The organism is Bacillus sp. bc15 (genome assembly GCF_900142585.1).
Taxonomy (GTDB): domain Bacteria; phylum Bacillota; class Bacilli; order Bacillales; family Bacillaceae_G; genus Bacillus_A; species Bacillus_A cereus.
This window is the reverse complement of record NZ_FRBJ01000001.1, coordinates 1389765-1413067: the sequence shown is the minus strand read 5'-3', so window position 1 is coordinate 1413067 and position 23303 is coordinate 1389765. Positions and strand designations below refer to the sequence as shown.

Genomic DNA, 23303 nt, shown 5'->3' with positions numbered 1-23303 from the left:
GGAGAGTGGGTATCAAGAATGGAATTACGTCATTTAGAGTATTTTATTCAAGTTTGTAATAATAATAGTTTCACTAAAGCTGCGGAAGTTCTAGGTATTTCACAGCCGACTTTAAGTCAACAAATACGTGTTTTAGAAGGTGAACTTGATACACCCTTGTTTCATCGAGTTGGAAGAGGTATCAAAATGACAGAAGCGGGTAAGCTGCTATTTGATAAAGGAAAATTTATTATGCAACAATTTGATGACGTTTATAATGAAATTTTTGAATTAAAGGGTGTAAAAAGAGGTGTGATTACTATAGGAGGTCTATTAGAGGATCTCACTTATTTAACACCTTATATTATGAAGTTTCAACAACATTATCCCAACATCGTAGTAAAAATTATAGAATCCGAAGTTGCTGTAAATCAAATCGTTGACAAAAATATTGATTTCGGGATTACACGTAGTGCTCAAATTCCAGACACATTAACAAGCACCCTTTTGTATAGTGAAGAGCTCGTCCTTGTAATTCCAAAAAATCATCCTTTGAATGAAAAATCATTTGTTTCTTTTAGAGAATTAGTAGGGCTGAGTAGAATAATGGTTTCATGTAGTTGTCGTGAATCTATTAAGATATATTGTGAGAGTTTAGGGTTATCTTTATCTGAAGCAAATATAGAAACAAAATCTTCTATTTCTCTATTGAGCCTTGTATACAATGGACATGGGGTTGCCATAATACCTCTTTCACTGGTTAACTTTGTTAATAATGATACTTTGAGCATAGTTCGTATTACTGACCCAACACCAAGCCAAGATATTAATCTTATTCACTTTGATGATAAATTTTTAAGTTTTGCAGCACGTATCTTTATGCAGAAGTTAAATGATTCGCAAAAAGTATCAGTGTAATAGAAATAATAATGATTCTAGTGTAACAATTGAAAAATTAAGATCTATATTAAAGTCAAAGGGCAGTGGATTTATATGTGTGGTGTAGTCGATCAAGAGGGGGATACCATTGACTTTTAATTAAGGAAAAAAGGACAGACTTTGCAAGGAGAGAAGGCTATCAAAAACAAGTTAAGTTAATCAATCAATCAATCAATCAATTCTTCGGTCTTATCGCATAGTAACAGGTTCCATGTAGGGATATACAATGTTATTTCGAATCTACATACCCTTATTGTAGAAAGAAAACCACCGGCATTATACCGGTGGTTTTGACTTAGAAAGCAAAGCAAGTACAACCAATCCCCCATTTAGTTCCATCTTTTCCTATTACGGTATGAGTGTGTTGATGGAGAGGGTTACTACAACTATGTAACTTGTTATCATGGGAATCGTGGGAAAGTATAGTGTTGGCTAGGTTAGCACCACCATAACCGTAAATGCCCGTCGGTGACCAATCAGGTGATGCTGGCGGCAATTCAGGTGATAAATTTTTAAATTCATCATTTCCATAAACAACCTGTCCACCCATAATGGTGAGTAATGATTCAAGGTTTTTGATTTCTTCTTCTGGCACAGTAAAGTAGTCAGCAGACAATACAGCAATATCAGCAAACTGACCTACTGCCAGGGTTCCTTTTTTACCTTCATCACCAGAGAACCACGCACTTCCTTTTGAATATAATTCCAGGGCTACTTTTCTATCAAGTTTATTTTTTTCATCGTATATCGAAAGACCACCAATGGTTTTTCCAGCAACCATCCAGTAAAGAGCAACCCAAGGGTTATAGCTGGAAACCCTAGTTGCATCACTACCGGCGCCAACAGGTATACCAAGTTCTAACATACGATAAATCGGAGGTGTATGCTTTGCAGCTTCCTTTCCGTATAAATCAACAAAGTATTCACCTTGAAAAGCCATGCGGTCTTGGATGGCAATACCGCCATTTAAAGCCTTAACACGTTCCATACTACGATCTGAGATTGTTTCTGCATGATCAAACCACCAGCGTAGACCATTAAAAGGAATTTCTCTGTTAACTTCCTCAAATACATTTAAGAAACGTGTGATTGACTCATCATAAGTTGCATGTAAACGGAAGGGCCAACGGTTTTCCACCAATAGAGAAATTACTTTCTTTAAGTCAGCTTCCATCATCGTAGCTAGTTCAGGCCGTGGCATTTGAAATTTTTCAAAATCGGCTGCTGAGAATACTAACATCTCTCCGGCACCATTCATTTTATACTTATCAGTTCCTTGACCTGGAGAAACAATTTTTGCCCATGAAGCAAAGTCTTCATATTCATGATTTGGATTTTGCGTAAATAGATTATACGCAATACGCAAAGTTAATTGATCTTTCTCAGCTAAATGTTCAACAACTTTATAATCATCCGGATAATTTTGGAATCCACCACCTGCGTCGATGGCACTTGTAATACCTAATCTATTTAATTCACGCATAAAATGGCGAGTTGAGTTAATCTGGTCGTCAAGATTAAGTACTGGAGCTTTACCCAAACTTGAATAAAGAATAGAAGCGTTAGGGTTAGCAATTAAAAGGCCCGTTGGATTACCTCTTTTATCCCGCTGAATTAAACAGCCTGGAGGGTCTGGGGTATCTTTCGTGTATCCCAGTGCACGTAGCCCTGCACGATTTACAAGTGCTCTATCGTAAAGATGTAGCACAAAGACAGGAGTGTCTTCAGAAACGGCATTAATTTCTTCCAAAGTTGGCAACCGTCTCTCTTTAAATTGAAATTCAGACCAACCTCCAACTACTCTTACCCACTGAGGAGCAGGTGTACGCCTTGCCTGTTCTTTGAGCATTTCTAGAGCAATAAAAAGTGATGGCACGCCTTCCCAACGTAATTCCATATTATAATGCAGACCACCACGAATAACGTGTATATGGGAGTCATTCAGGCCTGGAATAGCTCTCTTTCTTTTAAGGTCTATTTTTTTTGTTTTTTCCGTGGCACTATTAAGAAGCTCATCTCCACCTACTGCAGTGACTAAACCATCAGTTATGGCGATAGCAGATACCTCAGGCTGAGATGGATCAAGGGTAGTAATTTTTCCGTTATATAAGATCATATCCGGTAAATTCATGTTCACACCTCGTCTACTTTCTATTATTTTGTAACCATGGATGAAATAATTTACCGAAAATCGGCATGACTACCCATGATAGCAAGGACACTATACATACAGAAACGAAAAAAGCGGACATAATAGGATTCATATGTTTTATAATAGGTCCTATCACTTTAGGAACTAACATGCTAAGAGGCCATACACCCAGAAGGGTAACGATAGACATTTTCCATTTTGGCGGTGGAACTGGCGTTTTCGGAGTAACAAACCAATAAGCCAAACTACTTTCAGTTTTGTAACTTGGATTAGTAGCTTGAAATTGTTCTGCCGTTTTTAACAAATCCCGGCGAATGTCTGATTCTTGCCAAGCACGTAGATGCTCATACGTATCAAATCGAAAAATAACAGTATACTCTCTCGATTCGTTACTTGGAACTATTAGATTTACACCTAAATGCCCTGGGAATTTAGTAGCGGCAGCTTCGATTTCATGTCTCCATGTTTCAAACTGTTTTTCTTTACCTTGTTGAATTTCCCATGTAACAATCGTTGTTACTGGATCAGCAGCATCCATCGTGTTCCCTGTATAAGTCTCTTCGACAGCTACTCCTTCTTGTTTCATATTTTCCTGCTTGGAAGCGCGCCGTGCACCATAGTATATGCGTATTCTACTCCTTGACCATAAGCGCCAGTGTGCTCCTTTACAATTTCCATTACAGCATCATAAGTGTCTTTGTGTGCCCAGTCACGTTGGTATTCAAGTAAAACTTGAATTGCTGTCACTGGAATTGCACCAGCTTGTTCTACACGACGCATAGCAGCGTTATGTGCTGTCAGACTAGTACCACCTGAAGCATCATCAACTGCATACACTTCATAGCCAGCTTTAATTGCTTCAAGCACAGGGAATGCAAGGCAAACTTCAGTCCAAAGTGCTGCAAATATTAATTTCTTTCTACCTGTTGCTTTAACTGCTTCAACAAATTTTGGATCTTCCCAAGAGTTCATTGAACTGCGTTCTATAATTTCATGGTTTGGGAATATGTCAAGAATTTGTGGCCAAAAATAACCAGAAAAGCTGCGTGTCTCAACTGTAGTAAGAATAGTAGGTACGTTAAAAGTTTTTGCTGATTTAGCAAGTAGCATAACGTTATTAATCAATGTTTGTCTATCAATACTTGCAACTCCAAAAGTCATTTGAGGTTGAAAATCAATCAAAATTAATGCACTGTTCTCCGGATTTAACAATTCTAAATTACTCATAATAAAACGCTCCTTTTTTAATTGTTTAAAATAGATATTATTGAAAATAATATATTTTCTGTTAATTTAAAATTGTAATCGTAAAAATAAAATTTTTGCTATACCTTTTAAATTAAAAGAGAGTGCTGATTTAATCAGCACTAAATGTATACTATCCATTTTTTTGAAAGTGATTTAAAGCTATTTCTTTGAAATACATTTATGCATTTTGTTTACTAAGATCTCGCTGAGCTCCCCTATAGCTTCCAATTATATTTTGATAGCCTGGAAGATTGCTAGCAAGCAAATTGCCAAAACCTTCGACATCGTTGCGCCAATCGCGTTGTAATTCGCAAGCTACGCTAAACCAGTTCATAAGTTGTACACCACTATGTGCCATACGAGTATTGGCAGCATCTGCAACTTGTTTACTGAAAGTTCCTGAAGCATCCGTAACAGCAAATACTTCATAGCCAGCTTTTATAGCGGAAAGTGCCGGGAAAGCAACACAAACGTCCGTAACTACGCCTGCGATGATAAGTTGTTTTTTTCCAGTTTCTTCGATTGCTTTTACAAAATCATCATTATCCCATGCGTTAATTTGTCCAGGTCGAGCTATTTTTGGTGCATGAGGAAAGAGATCAACCAATTCTTGCATTAAAGGTCCATTAGGCCCGTTTTCGAAACTTGTTGTTAAAATAACTGGTAAATCAAAAAACTTAGCAGTATGAGCAAGAGCTAAAACATTGTTCTTGAATTCATCAACACCATAGTCACGTACTAGTCCGGACATAAGACCAGTTTGATGATCTACTAAAAGCACGACAGCATCATCTTTGTTAATACGAGAATAGAGATCAGTCATTATGTATTCCTCCTAAAAATTAAGTAATCGAAGAAAGTTTAAATAGTCGAATACTATCATAAGTTTCGTCGTTTATAACTAAGCTGACCAATAATATTGGTTATAGCAGCATTCACAGAACATGAAGTGCTATACAAATTTATAGTATTTGAAAACTGATTCGTTAATCAATTCTAAATTATCTATAATTTGTATAGGTTGTAACTATAGTTGTTTTCACTATAAAATAGATTGGTTTTACCTATACATCCTATAGATAGAATGATATTGATAGTCACCTATTTTTGTTATTACAATTGAATAGGAGTAATGTTCAGTAATTATTTTATGATGAAAAAGGTATTAGAGGGGGGATTGTTCCAAAAGGAGAAAATGAATGCATTGGAACAATAGAGTTTCATACTTAGAGTTCACAATATAAACGTGCATGAATAGGTTATGACATTCATCCGGATTATTGAAAAAAAGGATACATATTAGAATATTTTTGGGAGGTAGAAGCATGGCTAAAATTACTGTAGGAACCGAAAATCAAGAACCAATTGAGATATATTATGAGGATCATGGCACAGGAAAACCAGTTGTACTCATTCATGGTTGGCCGTTAAGTGGTCGATCTTGGGAATACCAAGTTCCCGCTCTTGTTGAGGCTGGATACAGAGTTATAACATATGATCGTCGAGGATTTGGACAATCATCTCAGCCGTGGGAAGGGTATGAATATGATACCTTTACTTCTGATTTACATCAACTATTAGAACATTTAGAGCTTCAAAATGTCACACTTGTTGGTTTTTCTATGGGGGGAGGCGAAGTAGCCCGGTATATTAGTACGTATGGAACAGATCGTATTGAAAAGGCTGTTTTTGCTGGGGCAGTTCCTCCATATTTATACAAATCAGAGGATCATCCTGAAGGGGCCTTAGATGATGCAACAATTGAAGCATTCAAAAGTGGTGTGATAAATGACCGCCTTGCATTTCTTGATGAATTTACTAAGGGATTTTTCGCGGCTGGTAATCGAACAGATTTAGTTAGTGAGCCATTCCGTTTATATAATTGGGATATTGCAGCCAGTGCATCACCTAAAGGAACACTTGATTGTATTACCGCCTTTAGTAAGACAGATTTTAGAAAAGACTTGGAGAAGTTTAATATACCTACTCTTATTATTCACGGTGATTCTGATGCAACTGTACCATATGAATATAGTGGGAAATTAACACATGAAGCAATTCCTAATTCTAAAGTAGCCTTAATAAAGGGTGGTCCACATGGGCTAAATGCAACGCATGCTAAAGAATTTAATGAAGCACTCCTATTATTTTTAAAGGACTGATTACAACTATATAATTGTTAATTGATAAATTATAAACAAGTAAAAATAAATCTAAAAAAAGATGCTCTTGGATAAAGCCAGGAGCATCTTTTTTTAATGCGGAGTAGTGCACCACCGTAATCAATTCAAAGGATAGAAATCTTTCATAACGAAATTTCTATTCTTTTTTTAATGGTGGTAATGATATGTTAGGTTGATAAATATTCATTAGTTTCGAATTGAATATTCTTCTTAACAGCAAAAATTTATTGATTAGAGTTTTTTTAGGTCTTTTAGATGTATTGCTATATTACGATCAAGATAATATTTTGAATAATCCTCCAAACAAAGAAACGCACATTTTCTTGTTTTGGGTAGTGAAGTTTCTTAAGTTGAGTGGGGCCCTTTACATCCTAATAAAAAAGTGTAGGCTTAAGCTTACAAATATTCATCCTCCACTTAAAATTGACGTTTTACACCTTCACATTTTTGAGGAAGGAGTTATTTGTCAGAAAAAAATAAAATCTTATTAATTTTTATAATTAGTAGAATTTTTGTAGAAATAATTCTCTTAATATATTAAAATAACATCGTATTATGTCAGATTTTAATTAGGGGAGAGAAATTTTATGTTGAAAAAAATCATTCCAGTTGCTTTAGCATTAAGTACAGTTACTTTTACTAGTGTATTTGCTGCGCCTTCAATCCAAGCAAGTACAGAACAAAACCGCTACATAGATGTACAAATGCTCGGTATTAACGATTTTCATGGGCAACTAGACACTGTAAAAAAAATTAACAATAAAGATGCAGGGGGAATTGAGTACTTAGGGGCTTATTTACGTGATCGTGAAAAACAAAATCCAAATACATTAAAGGTACATGCCGGCGATGTTGTTGGAGCAAGTACTCCTGTTTCAGCATTATTACAAGACGAACCTACAATTGAATTTCTAAATGATTTGAAATTCGATGTTGGAACGATAGGAAATCATGAATTTGATGAAGGTGTTGAAGAAATGAACCGCCTTATTTATGGTGGATACCATGAGAAAACAGGGAATTTTAAAGGAGCAAAATTCCCATATGTTGCTGCAAATTTCTATAATAAATCCACCGGTCGTTTATTTTTACCACCATTCACTATAAAAAAGGTACAAGGAGTTCCTGTTGGATTTATCGGAGTCGTAACAACGGATGTTCCTAATCTTGTTATGCCTACTATGCTAAAGAATGTAGAAATTACAGATGAAGTTGAAGCTATTAACAAATCCGTAAAGCAATTAAAAAAACTAGGCGTTAAATCTATCGTTGTTCTTGCACATAACGGAGGTATAACAGATGGGAACGGCGTAACAAATGGTGATATCGTCCGATTAGCAAATGAGACTGATCCAGAAGTCGATGTTATTTTTGGTGGGCATAGCCACACCTATGTAAATGGAACTGTTAATAATAAACTTGTCGTACAAGCAAATTCATATGGTATGGCTTTTGCTGATGTTGATGTAAAGATTGATCGTAAAACACAAGATATTGTTGAGAAAAAAGCAGAAATTGTTACAACTTACCATGAAGGCATAGAGCCTGATAAAAAAATCAAGAAGAAGATGGAGAAATATCAAGCAAAAATCGCACCTCTTGTTAATGAAGTTGTAGGTAAGTCTATTGCGCCACTAGATCGCAAACTCAATACGGCTGGTGAATCTACTCTTGGAAATTTAGTTGCTGATGCCCAGCGTACAACAATGCAATCTCAAATTGCACTTATGAATCCTGGTGGTATTCGTAATGACTTAGATGCTGGTGATATTACATGGGGAGAGATATATGGTATTCAACCATTCGGAAATCAATTAATAAAAGTAAATTTAACAGGTCAAGACATTCGTGATATTTTAAATCAACAATGGCAAAAAGACATAACAAGAATGCTTCAAATTTCAGGAATCCAATACACTTGGGATGCGAACAAGCCTAATGGAGAAAAAGTAACAAGTATTCGCTTAACAAATGGAGAAGAAATCATTCCTTCTAAAACTTACAGCGTCGTTGCGAACGCATTTCTAGCTTCAGGTGGAGATGGATTTGTATCCTTTAAAAACGGTAAAGATGCTGAAACAGGACCAACTGATTTTGAAGCATTAGTAGATTATATAAAAAAATCAAAAGAACCAATTCAGTCTATTATTGATGGAAGAATTCAAAAAATAAATTAGTTTTTTATTAATCTCAAAAACAACTAGATTACCTGTGCACTATACTTTTTAGTGTGCAGGTAATCTATTTTTTTGATTTGAAATAGTCTAACTGTGGCCAATGGGTATACTGTCTAGATGCAGAGTGCCGAAAAAAATGAAGTGAACAAAAAATAACCCCTAAATTAACTCTATGATAAAGAGGCTACAAACAATCAAAATTTGGAACTTCATATTAACCATATATTAACTACGTTAATAATACATACTGAAATTGAATACTTTAGATAACATCATTTATAACAAATATCTGTACATTATAATGTTATGCAATGAGGAATTTACAATACAATGAATTGAAGCTTATTTAGTTTTATATTCGTATAAGTGAATTAAGAATTTCTTAAGAACCTATTAAGAAATAAGTGAGTTTTAGGAACTAGAATAAATGTATCTTAACAGTAATAAGAAAATGAATGTTTTAAACGGAAGTTGGCAGAGTATGTCAAAAAGCTATAAGTAAATATTTCAGGAGGTTTTTTATGAAAAAGAAAATAATTATTGCAATTGTTGCTTCTGCTATAACAATGACTCATTTTGTAGGAAATACTTATGCAGATTCGAAAACAGAGGTTTCTGTTACAGCTCCCTATAATACAAATCAAATAGCGAAATGGTTAGAAGCACATGCAAAGCCTTTAAAAACAACTAATCCAACTGCATCTCTTAATGATTTGAAACCACTTAAGGATATGGTAGGTTCAGCTTCAATTGTAGGTTTAGGTGAAGCTACGCATGGGGCTCATGAAGTTTTTACGATGAAACACCGCATTGTTAAGTATTTAGTATCTGAAAAGGGCTTTACCAATCTAGTTTTAGAAGAGGGATGGGACAGGGCCTTGGAACTTGATCGATATGTTCTTACTGGTAAGGGAAACCCAAGCCAACATCTAACACCTGTATTTAAGACGAAAGAAATGCTAGATTTACTTGATTGGATTCGGCAATATAATGCTAATCCAAAACATAAATCTAAAGTACGTATCATCGGGATGGACATTCAATCAGTAAACGAGAATGTTTATAATAATATAACAGAATATATTAAAGCGAACAATTCAAAACTATTGCCTAGAGTAGAAGAGCAGATAAAAGGTCTTATTCCTGTAACAAAGGATATGAATACTTTTGGAAGTCTTACGAAAGAAGAAAAAGAAAAGTATGTTTTAGATGCTAAACAAATTAGTGCTTTATTAGAGGAAAATAAAAGCTATTTAAATGGAAAATCTAAAGAGTTTGCATGGATAAAGCAAAATGCTCGTATTATTGAACAGTTTACTACAATGTTAGCGACACCTCCTGATAAACCAGCGGATTTTTATTTGAAACATGATATTGCAATGTATGAAAATGCGAAGTGGACTGAAGAACATTTAGGAAAAACCATTGTATGGGGACATAATGGACACATTTCGAAAACAAATATGCTTCCTTTTATATATCCTAAAGTAGCTGGGCAGCATTTAGCAGAATATTACGGAAAACGGTACGTATCTATTGGAACGTCAGTTTATGAAGGACAATACAATGTCAAGAATAGCAATGGTGAATTCGGCCCATATGGAACATTAAAATTAGATGATCTAAACAGTTATAACTACATTTTTGGACAGGTGAAAAAAGATCAATTTTTTATTGATTTACGTAAGGCGAACGGCGTGACAAAAACTTGGTTAAACGAACAACATCCAATTTTCGCTGGAATAACTACCGAAGGGCCTGATATACCAAAAACTGTTGATATATCATTAGGTAAAGCGTTTGATATACTTGTTCAAATTCAAAAAGTGAGTCCATCTCAACTACATCAATAAATTTAGAATAATGTGCCTTAATGACAAATTTCATAGTGTTTCATATAACACTATGAAATTTGTTTTATATAGCAAGAAGAATAATCGCATTAGAAAAAATCAGCAATTTAAGCTGTTAAGAGTAAAACGAATCTTCAATATGTAAAGCGCAAAAAACACTGAAGCGAAAAGCATCGGTGTTTTTTGCGCTTTCGGGCACAGATGCTACTTCAACCCTATTGTACAAGTGATTTTGTATGTAAGGAATTTGTAAGGAATAGGTAAGAAAAAAGAGATTTTCATTGTGTAGGATAAAAATATAAGGAGGCGTGAAGGGGGGAACAATTACGGCCTACATATAAAACAAACAATCAGTAACAAGAGTGTTTTGTGAAAATAATGAGTACAATGATTGCAAATGCATTGTTGCCTTTTCATCATTTGGAGAATGGATAGCTGTGTGGTTCGTATATGACACTTCTATCAACTATCTATACAATTTTAATAGAAGAGAGGAATTTTTTATGAAAACACGCAGTAAAATTACATGTGCAAGTCTAGCACTTTTAATAGGTGGAAGTTCCCTGTTATACATAACACCAACATCAGTTGTAAAAGCAGAACCTACGCAAAATGTATCTAGTTCGTTACAAACAAGTACGCAAAGCGATCGTAATTCCGTTAAGAAAGCAATACGAGATGAACTGCAACTTGGATACCCGGGAATACTCGCTCAAATTTCTAAGGGTGGTAAAACTTGGAGTTATACCGCTGGGATAGCGGATCTGAGAACTAAGAAACCAATGAAAGCAGATTTTCGCTTTCGCATTGGTAGTGTGACGAAAACGTTCATTGCAACAGTTCTACTTCAATTATCTGGAGAGAACCGTTTGAATCTAGACGACTCCATTGAAAAATGGTTACCTGGTGTTATTCAAGGAAACGGATATGATGGTAACCAGATTACTATCCGGCAAATATTGAATCATACAAGTGGTATTGCTGATTATATAAATTCAAAAGACTTCGATATTATGGATACAAAAAAATCGTATACGGCTGAAGAATTCGTCAAAATGGGGATTTCTCTTCCCCCAGATTTTGCACCAGGAAAGGGTTGGTCTTATTCAAACACAGGTTACGTATTACTGGGGATCCTTATTGAAAAAGTAACTGGCAACAGTTATGCGGAAGAGGTTGAAAACCGAATTATTGAACCGCTTGATTTGTCAAATACATTTCTACCTGGTAATTCAAGCGTGATTCCAGGCACCAAGCATGCCCGTGGCTATTTGCAACTAGACGGAGCGAGTGAGCTAAAAGACGTTACTTATATTAACCCAGGTAGCTCGGATGGAGATATGATTTCTACTGCTGACGATTTAAACAAATTCTTCTCTTACTTACTCAGTGGTAAATTACTGAAGGAACAGCAGTTAAAACAAATGCTTACTACAGTTCCTACAAATAGAGAGGGAACCGGATATGGTCTTGGAATCCTTGAAATTAAGCTTCCGAATGGTGTCTCGGTATGGGGACACAGAGGTGGCGTTCTAGGGTTTTCCACTTTTGCTGGTGGAACACTTGGAGGCAAACATACATTGGCCGTCAATTCGAACAGTTTTAAGATTAATAATCCAGAGTCTTTTAAAAACGTTTTAATTGCTGAATTTAGCAAGTAGGCAAAAAGGAAAAACAGAAAAATTTTGTCATTTGTAATTTCAATCGGAATGGATTAACGCTTGAAATGAGTATAGAAGGCGTTAAGTATCTAGGAATAATCAAACTAATCATGAGAGATGGCTAAGTAAAAGGATTGGTTTATATATTGTATTCTCTCCAGCCGATTAAAGAAGTAACAGATATAATGAGTGATTATTATGTATATATTATTGTAGTTGTGTTTGTATCGTCACTGATTATAAATTTGTATAAGGTGCGAAGTCTAATTTAGGACTTCGCACCTTTGCTGTTTAACAGCTTTTATTACTAAGCTATTAATAATAGCAAAAAGGAGAATGTAACTAGTTATGCAGATGAATCTTGGCACAGGTGCTATGTAGGAGATTTTGCTGAAAATAAATTTAGAAGAATATATGAATTAGAGACATGAAAGCTGAAATGAATTTTAGTAGTTTTTATGTTCATCAGTTACTTAAAATTCTAGCTGTTTTGTATACAGAGTTTTTCCCACCGTGATTGATAGCGCGTAAATATCATTCTTAATTATATGTAGTGTGCATTGAGTGAGATTTTTTAGAACTAAATACAGTGTCATCTCCTAATGGTGAAAACAGTATTTGAATATTGTAGGGATCTTAAGTGTTTTTAGATTTTTAAAGCCCGGTCATTTTAACCAAAATTTTCATAGAAATACCTTTAAAAAGAACATGAGTTCGTATATAATAAGAACGAATGTTCTTTTTGTTAGGAGTGATAACCTTGTATGATTATTCTCTTTTACCGAATCGTATTATTCTTTGTGTAGACCTTCGTAGCTTTTATGCAAGCGTATCATGTATTAAAAAAGGACTTGATCCAAGATATACAAAATTGGCTGTCGTAGGGGATGTGAATCAGAGCGGATCAATTGTATTAGCAGCAACACCGCCATTAAAAGCGTTAGGAATAAAGAAGATGGCTCGTTTGTACGAAATACCGAAGCGACCAGATATTATTATTGTGAATCCAATTATGCATACGTATATGAAGTGTTCAACTTTCATAACGGGTTTGGCTTTGCAGTATGTCGCACCGGAAGATTTTCATCAATATAGTATCGATGAATTTTTTATGGATATGACCGCAAGTATTCATTTGTTTGCCAGTGATCCGCACGATTTTGCATTAAAGTTCAAGCGAGAAATATATGAACGTACAAGGATTGAAAGTACGATTGGTATTGGGCCTAATTTATTATTAAGTAAAGTAGCGATGGATGTGGAAGCGAAAAAGAATAGGGATGGAATAGCGCAGTGGACGTATGACGATATACCCGAGAAGTTATGGAGTATTAGACCACTCAGTAAATTTTGGGGTATATCGTATAAAACAGAAATGAAATTGAATCGAAAAGGTATACATACCATTGGAGAGTTAGCTCAGTATCCTTTGAAATATTTAAAGCAATCATTTGGTGTAATAGGAGAAGAATTACATCTACATAGTAACGGAATTGATTTTAGTAGAATAGCAGAAAAATACGTTCCAGTGACAACATCTATAGCGAAAAGCCAAATATTATTGCGTGATTATTCGGTAGAAGAGTTCATAGTTATTTTATTAGAGCATATAGAAGAGGTTTGTTATAGATTGAGACGAGAAAAGAAATGCGCGCAAACAATTCATTTTTCAGTTGGATATAGCAGGGAATACGGTGGGGGAATAAAAAAGGCACATACGTTAAATAGAGCAACAAATTTAACGATGGATATTTATAATGTTTGTACATATTTTTTATATGAGCGCCATACAGGAGAGACGATTCGATCAGTAAGTGTTTCATTAACAAACCTTATTAATGAAGGGGAAGAGCAAATTTCGCTTTTCGATAACATTGTACAAAGAGAAAAAGAAATGAGATTAACGAAAGTTATGGACGAAATTCGAACACGATTTGGTAAGAACAGTATTTTACGAGGTATTTCCTACACAAGCGTCGCAACAGCAAGATATAGAAACACATTATTAGGAGGGCACAAATCGTGAAGAATGCTAATATGCCAAAAGGAAGAGGTATGGTAAAGTGGCAACCGTTTGCCAGTATGCCGGAGCAGTTCGTAGTTATTAAAGAAATGATAAAGGAGCAAACGAAAGCCTCGCGTCCAATTGTAACGCAAGATGAAAAAGAAATGATTGAAAATAAGCTATTAACTTCATTTTTAGGTGAGGAAGAGGTTTTACTTACATATTATAAAGATGGTTATTTATATAAAAATTACATAACAGTAGTGGATATTAATCCATTAATAGAGACGATTACTTGTACGGATGCTTTTCATAATCAAAGAATGTTTAAGTTTTGTGATGTAATTGAGGTTGATTAGAATAATTTTCTATGCAGTAGGTTTATTTTTAGCAGTCTACTGCATAGAAAAATAAAAGGTTCAGTCACATAACAATTTTCAAGGTTTTAAAATAACTTTAATACAATCATCTTCACGATTATTAAAAATTTGATAACCGTAGCTTGCTTCTTCAAGGGGGATTTTGTGTGTAATAATCTCTTTTGGATCAAATTCTTTATTTGTTATTTTTTCAAATAGTTCCGGCATAAAATGAATAACAGGTGCTTGTCCCATTTTAAGATTAATATTTCTAACCCAAAATGCTCCGAGTGGAAATGCATTATAATTGCCACCATAAACGCCAGTCATTTGAACCGTTCCATATTTTCTTACGGCTTTCGTAGCGATTTGAATAGGACCGAGAGTTCCGCCTTGTAATTTTAACTTTTGTTCTAGAAATTCTAGTGGCGATTTTTTTCCATCCATGCCCACGCAATCAATGACTACATCGGCACCGCCATGTGTGATTTCCTTTAAATGTTCTCCCATATCGGGGAATTTTGTAAACTCAAATACCTCAACATTGTTAATCTTTTTTGCATAATTTATACGATAATCTAAGTAATCGACTGCGATTACGCGCTTAGCACCTTGCATCCAAGCAAATTTTTGTGTCATTAATCCAACAGGTCCACAACCTAGGACGATAACAGTATCACCTGGCTTAACACCTGCGTTTATTACACTCCAATAGGCTGTTGGCAAAACATCGGATAAAAACAGTAAAGATTCATCTTCAAGTTCGCATGATTCCGGTATAACAAATGGAGTGAAATTTCAAAAAGGAACTTTTAAATATTCTGCTTGTCCGCCTGGATGGTTACCAAATTTCTCTGTATAACCAAAGTATCCACCAGAATCATAATGAGGATTGGAGTTATCACATTGGCTTTCCATTTCATGTTGGCAATAGAAACAATGTCCACAAGAAACGTTGAAGGGGATGACAACACGATCTCCTTTTTTCACTTTAGTAACATCTGGACCAACTTCTTCAACAATGCCCATTGGTTCATGACCAATAATGTACCCTTGCGGTAAAGGCATGTTCCCTTGATATAAATGTAAATCAGAACCGCAAATAGCGGTTGAAGTAATTTTTACAATAATATCGTCTTTTTTCTCTAACTTCGCATCATCAACTTGTTTAACTTGTACTTGGTTTGGTCCTTGATAGGTTACAGCTTTCATCTCATATCTCCTTATAAATTATTTTTCATAATTTATATGTATCTCTTGGCAAAACAGAAATCTTTAGTAAAGAGAAATTTATACATATTGTTGTTATGAAAGTACGTTATAGTAGCTCTTCTTTCTTATGTCTGTGCCCTATTTTAAGAAGAAACTCAATATTTATACATAATTTAATTCCCATAAAAAGGATAATTATTATTTCATAATTTGTAGCATATTAAAAACATTGGAGGTGAAACGATATGGCAAATAATAATAGTGGAAGTCGTAATGAATTATTAGTTCGAGGCGCTGAACAAGCTCTTGATCAAATGAAATATGAAATTGCACAAGAGTTTGGTGTACAACTTGGTGCAGATACAACAGCTCGTTCAAACGGATCTGTTGGTGGTGAAATTACAAAGCGTTTAGTAGCAATGGCAGAACAACAACTTGGTGGTAGAGCTAACCGCTAAGTAAATTGGCATAAAATATAGCAAATATGTAAATCAATTTCTTTTGTGTATTCATAAAAATAAAAAACCTTATATTAAACAGATTCTCACTCAAAGATTATTGATAATCTTCTTTCATAATCTTTGAGTATTTTATTTGTAAACGACTTTCCTAAACAATAAACACGCAGTGTTGGAAAGGTGTTTTCCATGCATAGTAGAAAATCTTTTGCAGGAAAAAGCATACTTAAAAATTTGATTTCAATATTGAAATCAATATTTATTATGATATTTTCGAAAGGGAGGAATTTAAAAATGGGTATTTTAAGTGGAAATCCTCAAAATGAACCGTTACATTACGGAGAAGTATTTGATATTTGGAGTTATCTTTTAGCAGCACAAGGTGCAATTGCAAGCCATCAAGTATTTATGAACCACACAGGTGACGAAGATTTGAAGAAGTTTTTAGAAAGCTTAATTGAAAATGATATGAATTCAGAAGTAGAAGAGTTAAAAACTCTTTTAAAGATTAATGGGGTAGCTTTACCGCCTGCTCCTCCAGAACGACCAGTTGCATCTATCGAAGACATTCCCCCAGGGGCACGTATTAATGATGTTGAAATTGCTGCTGCTGTATCTGCAGGGCTAGCAGCTGGACTTGTGACATGTAGTCAAGTGATGGGGAAATGTCTTCGAGAGGATGTAGGGATGCTATTTGGACAATTTCATATGAAAAAAGCGCAAGCAGGTGTAACGTTGCTGCGTTTAAGTAAGAAAAAAGGGTGGGTAGTTCCACCTCCATTACATGTAAGAAATTCTGATCAAGCTTAATAAACAAAAATAAAAAAGTGGTATTGGCCACTTTTTTATTTTTTAGATGTATCCTCAACTTTAGATTTATTTATTGTAGAAGAATCCATATATTCATCTGACATTTCCATAGCATATTTATCATGATGAATATGGTTGTGATTTCTTAATTCATCATCGTTACGCAGTACTAGTCTCTTCATATAAATGTGGAAGAAAACCTCTATTCCGCCAATAATTAATGCGGCTAAGAATGAAGAAAGTCCAATGTTACGAGTAGCATCTAAATTAGTAAACAAGGATGTTAGTAACCAAGTTCCGAAAAAGCTTAAGCCGAAATCTGCCATTGTAGCAATCATATTTCCGTATTTAGGTAAAATGAAGAGGTCTCCGATTAAATAGGCAGCTCCCGTAAGAAAAAGAGAAATTAGTAATACTCTAGGAATTGAAATGCCTTGAAAGATACTGAGCATGATTAGCAATACTGCAGTTATCGCTGTGTATTTAATTAATAAGGCAACAATATGTTTCATCATTTTCCTCCATTGTTTAAACGTATATGGAATACAATATTTCATTAAAAACGGATTATGCTTTTATATAGCGTAACCCGTTTTAATCACCCTTTAATGGTAAGAAGTACAACCTGGTTAAGAAGCAGGCTTATACTACAGATAGTATTTTCGGAATAACGAGTTTTATTCACAAGGTGTATTTCCATTCTTATAATACAGACGTTGCCTAAGTACAGTGTTTCTTTATTAAACTTAATAATTTTTTCCGTTTTGATTTTTATACTTAATGTATCTTTTTGTCTACATATTTTCCGTAATCAGGTACAGCAATTTTATCAAATTCTTGAACCAGTGTTTTGAGGCTCGTTGATAGCAATTCACCTGACATTGGTATCCCATGTCCAGTAATAGCGACTAGAGGCTTTAATTCTTCTAATTTAATGACTGATTCTTTAGCGGCTTTCCAGTCTGTTGTTAAATAACGAGGCGGACCGCTTATTTCCTGTTCTTGAGTTATTACTTTATACAGATACTCCTGTTTCACTGTAACAAAAGCGTCCCCAGCAATTAAAGTTCGGTCTTTCTCTCGGAATAATGAAATATGTCCAGGAGTATGCCCTGGTGTATGAATCCATCTAAACTCTGGCATATGGGGAACAGTTCCATCGATAGGTAGTGCTTTTACGCTATTTCCTAAATCAATCGGTTCATTAGGGAACAGGGGAGACATTTTCGCTACCATACCACCTTCAACTGTTGGATCTGGTTCAGGGTAGCTTTGTTGTCCAGTCAAAAACGGTATCTCCATTTGATGGGCATAGACTGGAACATCCCAATATTTAATGAGTTCAATTATTCCTCCAACATGATCAAAATGCCCATGAGTTAAAATAATTGCTTTTGGACGGCTATTTGTACCAAATCGCTCCTCGGTAACAGAGATAATTTCATTTGCACATTTAGGCATTCCAGCATCAACTAAAACAAAATCATAGGTCTTAGGATTTCCAACAAAGCATATATTGACGATTTGAATCGTGTAACAAAATAAATCAGGTAATACTTCGAGGCCATGACCACTTTCAATTGAAGTTGCTGGAATAAACTTGTAATCACTTCCATAATTCATTTCCTTGTCCACCTTTTATCCCCCTTAATATGTTTCAATACGACATTATAGTTCCCTAATTTCTCAAATCCATTTTGGGGGATTTGAGAAAAGAATTAGTGGGGATTACAAAAAATAAAAATTAAGGTGGAGACATATCAATTTATATAAAGTGCAAACAGAAAATATTGATTTTACAAGTGTAGTTTTTACTATTTTTTGAGGAGGGGTTATGAGTTAATAAAAGGTTCATCTGAATATTTTAATGTAGGTTTATAAAGAATACAGAACAGTAGCTAATAGAAATCCATTAAATGAGGCGATTACTTGTACCGATGCTTTTTATAATCGAAGGATATTTAAGTTTTGTGATGTAATTGAGATTGAGTAAATTATGCTTTTCAATAGCTATTAACAGCCCTTTCAGTGATACTAATATCTCTTACTAGCTATATGATATATTCTATTTTTTATCTAACTAACGCTCTTAGTGTAGTTGGTGTCCTTGCATTGAGTACTTCATGGTTTTTATTCATTTTCACATGTTTCATCCGAAAGAAAAACGGAAATCCCTTCTTTATTAGAGATAGGAAATTCCGGTTCATCTTTTTTATAAACAGTTCAATTGTATTTCAAATTCACATGATGATTCGGTAAATCACCTTGGATAAAGTAGGCTTTATTGATAGCGAATCTGTATTTCTTGATTAATTACTGCCTATTCCTCATACATCATTTTCCTCGTCATTCCACCGTCTACGACAAGGTTTATACCTGTAACAAAATCATTTTCACTGGCTGTTAAATACAGACAGGCTCGTGCAATATCATCTGGTTTTCCTACACGCTTTGATAGATGCTGTTCATGATCAATTTTACTTAATTTTGAATAATCTCCGGTTTCAATCCAACCTGGGGAAATAGCATTCACTGTAATCCTATCTTCGCTAAATGAGGCTGCGAGCGCATGTGTAATAGCAACGATCCCACCTTTTGTGGCAGCATAAGATTCTGAATTTGGCTCAGACATAATCGCCCTTGTAGAGGCGATATTCACAATAGATCCACCTTCTTTGTTATGACGCATATACTTTGCTGCTTCACGCGAACCCAAGAAAACACTTCTTAAGTTTGTATTGATCACATCGTCCCATTCTTCTAACGAAATATCGTAAGGGGACTTGAATAACTCTTTTCCTGCATTATTAATTAAAATATCTATCTGACCGTATGTTTGATTAGCTACTTCCATTAATCGAATAATATCTGTTTCCAGCCTTACATCTGTTTGTACGAAAAGTGCTTCTTTACCCTGTTCTTTCATCTTAGTAACTGTTTTTGCACCTGCTTTTTCGTCTATATCTGCTAAAATAACATTGGCCCCTTTTTCTGCATAATGTAAAGCAATTTCTCTCCCGATTCCATTTCCAGCCCCTGTTATGATCACTGATTTATTAGAAAAATTCATTGTAATTACACTCCTTTTAAAAAAATATAACGTCTTTATTTTTTTATATAACATACAAAAATTATCCTTCTGCATAACCAATAGTTAATTAATTATGCTAGTATTTTTACTCTTCACTAATAAAAGGAGTAATTATCTTTTTTTCATAAGAAGATAACACAATATTCGTTGATGGAGTACCATATTGCATTGAATCATCAATAAATTGTTCTAAACTTTCTACAGAATGTGTTGCTATTTTGACAATATAGCTAATTTCTCCTGCTACTCTATAACACTCGAGTACATCTGGATGATTATAGCAAAAGTTAGATAATGATTTACAATTTGTTGATTTAAACAGTATAAGTGCAGAAATTGGACGATTTATTTTTTTTAGAGAAACATGTGCATGGTAACCTTCAATAATTTGTTGTTCCTCTAACTTTCGTACTCGCTCAGTTACTGACGGGGAAGATAAGTGAACCGCTTCCGCTAAATCCTTCATTGAAATTTTTGCATTTGACTGTAATAGTCCCACGATTTTTTTATCAATTTGATCCATAAATTACCCAACCTTTTTTTATAAAATAGAATAACCTAAATTCTTTATAAAATAAAGCAGAACAATCAAATATCCTTATTGAACTTATTTATCAGCCTTCTATACTTGTATAAAATAAGGGTAGAAGGAGGCGGTTTACGATATGAAAAAGATTTTATTATTATTAGCTGACGGGTTTGAAGCAGTAGAAGCTAGTGTATTTACAGATGTACTAGGCTGGAATAAATGGGAGGGAGATGGATCAACCGAGGTCGTAACAGTTGGTCTTCGGAATAAATTAACTTGTACTTGGAATTTTACTGTCATACCGGAAAAAACGGTTGATGATATTCAATTAGATGAATTTGATGCACTAGCTATTCCAGGAGGATTTGAAGAGGCTGGTTTTTATCGGGATGCATACAGTAGAGAATTCTTACATGTTATTCAACATTTTTATGCCAAGCAGAAGCCTATTGCCAGTATTTGTGTTGCATCATTAACGCTTGGCAAAAGTGGAATTCTTGTAGGTAAAAAAGCTACCACATACAGTCATCCAACGAGTAAACGAAAAGAGCAGTTAAAGAATTTTGGTGCAATAGTACAAAATGATTTAATAGTACAAGATGGAAATATTATTACATCATCAAATCCAGGCACAGCTTTTGATGTTGCGTTTTTATTACTTGAAAAATTAACATCTAAAAAGAATGCTGAACATGTAAAGGACCTTATGGGATTTTAGGCATTTATTCTTTTTGTGAGTTTTTTGTGCTTGCTAGAAGTAATGTGAAAAGTCGCCGTGCTCTAGCTCTATTTGCTGAACCCGAGGAAAAAGAAAAAGGGTTTGATTATTACAATACTTATAATAGGAGAATTTTTATGATTATAACACTTTTCACATATATATTGTTAGGTTTATCTTTAGCGATACCTGCAGGTGCTATGACAGTCCAAATGACGAAACAAGGAATGAGAAATGGTTTCGTACATGGTTGGTTTGTAGGTATAGGAGGAATGACTGTAGATTTATCTTTAATAGTTCTGATTTATCTAGGGTTCTCTAGTGTATTAACCAACCCATGGGTAGAAACAGTTATGTGGCTACTAGGTTTTGTATTTTTAATGTTTATTGGAATAGAAAGTATTAAAGAGGCAAAGTCAGAAGTTAACATGGAGGGAGAAGATCCTAATAAATCTTTATTATCAGCTTATTTATCTGGTTTTATGATTGCTATATCACCGGCTAATATTGTATTTTGGATAGGGGTCTTTGGCCCGGTTCTCGTTTCTTCATTAGGTAATGCAAGCACATCTACATTTATATTAATAGCTGTAGGTATTTTATTAGGTATCTTAATGCATGATATGATCTTATTAAGCTTTGTTCATTTTACTAGACGTTTTCTAAATCCAACCTTTATTAAAAGGGTATCTATATTTGCCGCAATAGTCCTATTCGGATTTAGTGGTTATTTTGGGTACGAGTTTATAAAACAAGTAATGACTTTTATCTCAAAAGCATAGTTCTTATAAACTTAAATAGGGTGGTTATAATGTAAATGAAAAAGATACGTATTTTAAACGTAACATAATTGTAAATATGTTATATCACGTAGGCAACCCCTTAGGAATCCATTGATCCCTAAGGGGTCTTTAAATTCCTTACACGTAGCCTTTAGAAAAAAGAAACGATCTCAACTATAATTGATGTTGTATGAGCTTAGCTCGATAGCTGGGGTACTACCCGCATTTTAACGAAAATATACGCTAAGCAAATTTCGATATAAAAGAAGCCAAATTTTCTACTTTAAGAAACTTTCGGCTTCAATTCGTTATAAGTTAGTTGCCACTTCGTTTTCTCCATATTCTTTCACTATTTTATAAAAAGTATTTTTCTTTAGTTTCAATAGCCCCGAACTTAATTCCCGTTAATTCTCCATTTTTCCACTTTGGATAAGTTTCTTCTATAGTTCATGTGTTGGAGGGAGTGTGAGGCTCCGATCTTGCATTCCATTTTTTTATTCTCTTCGAAAATTCTTCTTATGTAATCTGTTGCGATTGACTGTAAACAAGTTCTAGTGATACATTTGCAGTTGTCTTTTAACATATTCTTGTTGTTTTGAGTTTGATTTTTTGATCATATTAATCACAGCATCGTATTCGAAAAAGAAATGTTTTTTTGTTAACTTCAATGATAAAAACATCATTTTGAACAGGATTTTCAAAGAAAAATTGCTCAAAGAATGTAGGGTGGGTCTCGTTATGCACAAGTTTTAACATAGATTATTGTTCCTTTAACTATATGATTTTATATTGTGTTACCTAATAATATGTTTAAGATGGAGTAGCACTACATCGCTATTAAGCTAAGAAATACATTCTTTCTCAACACGAAAAAAATGAACTGAATTTCTATGGACAACTATGAAAGGATAAAATTTTCGTTTTGGGGATACTTCAAAACCTTAGGTTGGTGGGCATGTATGGAGTGCCCCAAAATTGATCCTTTTATTATTAGATATTATTTGCTGAAAAAAGCTTGCCATTAATGAAAATGGCAAGCTTTTTATCTCTATGAGCAATATTTAACTACATTAAATTAGAAATTAATTAGCTCGTTCTAATTTTTATATAAAAGGAAGCAAAATCGTAATTAACGTATTTTGTAGAT

At 34.4% G+C, this 23303-nt stretch carries 19 protein-coding genes and 2 pseudogenes; 11 read left to right on the top strand and 10 right to left on the bottom strand.

Features of this window, described 5'->3' with window-relative positions:
* Positions 1 to 18: 18 nt before the first annotated feature.
* The gene (locus BUA87_RS07155) at positions 19 to 897 is read left to right on the top strand and encodes a LysR family transcriptional regulator (protein WP_061660758.1); all 879 of its coding nucleotides are present in this window, start codon (positions 19 to 21) and stop codon (positions 895 to 897) included.
* Between the two features lie 316 nt (positions 898 to 1213).
* Here the strand turns inward: BUA87_RS07155 and BUA87_RS07150 are convergent, their stop codons facing one another.
* The 4 genes from BUA87_RS07150 to ycaC form a co-directional block, all read right to left on the bottom strand.
* Complete coding sequence (locus tag BUA87_RS07150) at positions 1214 to 3049, bottom strand: amidohydrolase (protein WP_001052853.1); 1836 nt, start codon at positions 3047 to 3049, stop codon at positions 1214 to 1216.
* Between the two features lie 13 nt (positions 3050 to 3062).
* Positions 3063 to 3656 (bottom strand): antibiotic biosynthesis monooxygenase, encoded by a 594-nt coding sequence (locus BUA87_RS07145; protein WP_000806852.1) that lies wholly within the window; start codon positions 3654 to 3656, stop codon positions 3063 to 3065.
* Complete coding sequence (locus BUA87_RS07140) at positions 3653 to 4297, bottom strand: hydrolase (RefSeq protein ID WP_000067162.1); 645 nt, start codon at positions 4295 to 4297, stop codon at positions 3653 to 3655. The genes BUA87_RS07145 and BUA87_RS07140 overlap by 4 nt, the downstream gene beginning before the upstream one ends.
* Before the next feature lie 199 nt (positions 4298 to 4496).
* Positions 4497 to 5141 carry an isochorismate family cysteine hydrolase YcaC gene (gene ycaC / locus BUA87_RS07135; protein ID WP_000131214.1) on the bottom strand — a complete coding sequence of 215 codons (645 nt, stop codon included), beginning with the start codon at positions 5139 to 5141 and terminating at the stop codon, positions 4497 to 4499.
* 502 nt (positions 5142 to 5643) lie between these two features.
* Here ycaC and BUA87_RS07130 point away from each other — a divergent pair.
* The 6 genes from BUA87_RS07130 (at position 5644) to BUA87_RS07105 (ending at position 14556) form a co-directional block, all read left to right on the top strand.
* The gene (locus BUA87_RS07130) at positions 5644 to 6480 is read left to right on the top strand and encodes a bromoperoxidase (RefSeq protein ID WP_001074328.1); all 837 of its coding nucleotides are present in this window, start codon (positions 5644 to 5646) and stop codon (positions 6478 to 6480) included.
* Between the two features lie 608 nt (positions 6481 to 7088).
* A complete protein-coding gene (locus tag BUA87_RS07125) occupies positions 7089 to 8678 on the top strand; it encodes a bifunctional metallophosphatase/5'-nucleotidase (protein WP_016512618.1) in 1590 nt (529 codons plus the stop codon).
* A 521-nt stretch (positions 8679 to 9199) separates the two neighbouring features.
* Positions 9200 to 10531 (top strand): erythromycin esterase family protein, encoded by a 1332-nt coding sequence (locus BUA87_RS07120; RefSeq protein ID WP_072938895.1) that lies wholly within the window; start codon positions 9200 to 9202, stop codon positions 10529 to 10531.
* A gap of 503 nt (positions 10532 to 11034) precedes the next feature.
* The gene (locus tag BUA87_RS07115) at positions 11035 to 12192 is read left to right on the top strand and encodes a serine hydrolase domain-containing protein (RefSeq protein ID WP_000857802.1); all 1158 of its coding nucleotides are present in this window, start codon (positions 11035 to 11037) and stop codon (positions 12190 to 12192) included.
* Positions 12193 to 12952: 760 nt separating this feature from the next.
* Complete coding sequence (locus BUA87_RS07110) at positions 12953 to 14218, top strand: Y-family DNA polymerase (RefSeq protein WP_072938891.1); 1266 nt, start codon at positions 12953 to 12955, stop codon at positions 14216 to 14218.
* A complete protein-coding gene (locus BUA87_RS07105; protein ID WP_072938887.1) occupies positions 14215 to 14556 on the top strand; it encodes a YolD-like family protein in 342 nt (113 codons plus the stop codon). The genes BUA87_RS07110 and BUA87_RS07105 overlap by 4 nt, the downstream gene beginning before the upstream one ends.
* Before the next feature lie 78 nt (positions 14557 to 14634).
* On the opposite strand, the pseudogene BUA87_RS07100 reads toward BUA87_RS07105, so the two are convergent.
* Positions 14635 to 15768 (bottom strand): annotated as a pseudogene (locus BUA87_RS07100) (zinc-dependent alcohol dehydrogenase).
* A gap of 245 nt (positions 15769 to 16013) precedes the next feature.
* Here BUA87_RS07100 and sasP point away from each other — a divergent pair.
* A complete protein-coding gene (gene sasP, locus BUA87_RS07095) occupies positions 16014 to 16226 on the top strand; it encodes a small acid-soluble spore protein, SasP family (protein WP_000002841.1) in 213 nt (70 codons plus the stop codon).
* Between the two features lie 294 nt (positions 16227 to 16520).
* Positions 16521 to 17036: a DUF3231 family protein gene (locus BUA87_RS07090; RefSeq protein WP_000512135.1), complete on the top strand. Its 516-nt coding sequence runs from the start codon at positions 16521 to 16523 to the stop codon at positions 17034 to 17036.
* A gap of 35 nt (positions 17037 to 17071) precedes the next feature.
* Here the strand turns inward: BUA87_RS07090 and BUA87_RS07085 are convergent, their stop codons facing one another.
* The 4 genes from BUA87_RS07085 to BUA87_RS07070 form a co-directional block, all read right to left on the bottom strand.
* On the bottom strand, positions 17072 to 17548 hold the full coding sequence (locus BUA87_RS07085; protein WP_000680673.1) for a YndM family protein: 477 nt from the start codon (positions 17546 to 17548) through the stop codon (positions 17072 to 17074).
* A gap of 265 nt (positions 17549 to 17813) precedes the next feature.
* Positions 17814 to 18671: an MBL fold metallo-hydrolase gene (locus BUA87_RS07080; RefSeq protein WP_072938884.1), complete on the bottom strand. Its 858-nt coding sequence runs from the start codon at positions 18669 to 18671 to the stop codon at positions 17814 to 17816.
* 685 nt (positions 18672 to 19356) lie between these two features.
* The gene (locus tag BUA87_RS07075) at positions 19357 to 20106 is read right to left on the bottom strand and encodes a glucose 1-dehydrogenase (RefSeq protein WP_001011723.1); all 750 of its coding nucleotides are present in this window, start codon (positions 20104 to 20106) and stop codon (positions 19357 to 19359) included.
* A 106-nt stretch (positions 20107 to 20212) separates the two neighbouring features.
* Positions 20213 to 20650 (bottom strand): Lrp/AsnC family transcriptional regulator, encoded by a 438-nt coding sequence (locus BUA87_RS07070; RefSeq protein ID WP_000372089.1) that lies wholly within the window; start codon positions 20648 to 20650, stop codon positions 20213 to 20215.
* A 142-nt stretch (positions 20651 to 20792) separates the two neighbouring features.
* Between BUA87_RS07070 and BUA87_RS07065 the strand changes: the two genes are divergently transcribed.
* Both BUA87_RS07065 and BUA87_RS07060 read left to right on the top strand, forming a co-directional pair.
* Complete coding sequence (locus BUA87_RS07065; RefSeq protein ID WP_000722336.1) at positions 20793 to 21374, top strand: DJ-1/PfpI family protein; 582 nt, start codon at positions 20793 to 20795, stop codon at positions 21372 to 21374.
* Between the two features lie 137 nt (positions 21375 to 21511).
* Positions 21512 to 22156 carry a LysE family translocator gene (locus tag BUA87_RS07060; protein WP_000587495.1) on the top strand — a complete coding sequence of 215 codons (645 nt, stop codon included), beginning with the start codon at positions 21512 to 21514 and terminating at the stop codon, positions 22154 to 22156.
* A 394-nt stretch (positions 22157 to 22550) separates the two neighbouring features.
* Here the strand turns inward: BUA87_RS07060 and BUA87_RS31675 are convergent.
* Positions 22551 to 22912, bottom strand: a pseudogene (locus BUA87_RS31675) (hypothetical protein).
* Positions 22913 to 23303 lie beyond the last annotated feature (391 nt).